Raw genomic sequence first — 552 nt, 5'->3', positions numbered from 1 at the left:
GGCATACATTCCCAATATTGGATACTTTAAGTATGGAGAAAAAAAAGCCTTTGATTCTATTTTTATTATTGAAAACACAAAAATTGAATTATTGAAACAACCTATTAAGCTTTTAGAGAATATATTTAGGACAAATACAGACGAACTAATAAGAGAGAAGGAAATTATTATTGATAATGATTTATTTGAAAAAAATATAAATGCTCTAACAAATGCTTTTAAACTTATAAAAGTAAATTCCCAAGATCAATATAAGCTAATTGAGGAAAATTGCAAAAAAGTAATTATGTTTAAAACAAACCCCGATAATATTAATTCGTTTGCAACAATTAACGCGCAAGGGATTGCTTTCTTTAATGTGTATCAAGAAGAATATGATGAAGTTTTCTTTGTTGATGATATTGCACACCAAACGGGACATATAATTTTAACTACACTATTTTATGATAAAAAAGCAATTTTTAAAATTGACGAAGAGCAAAATATTGGAAGTTTACTCAAAATAAATGATAATAGAAGTATTCATATTTTATTACATGCCTTCTATACAGG

The 552-nt window shown here is 25.7% G+C and carries 1 protein-coding gene; it reads left to right on the top strand.

What is annotated here, in order from left to right:
* Positions 1-552: hypothetical protein (locus DIU01_RS08455; protein ID WP_290833455.1), on the top strand; the 552-nt coding region annotated here is incomplete at both ends.

The organism is Flavobacterium sp. (genome assembly GCF_003525665.1).
Lineage (GTDB): Bacteria > Bacteroidota > Bacteroidia > Flavobacteriales > Flavobacteriaceae > Flavobacterium.
The sequence above is the reverse complement of the archived record's forward strand: the minus strand, read 5'-3'. Positions and strand labels throughout refer to the sequence as shown.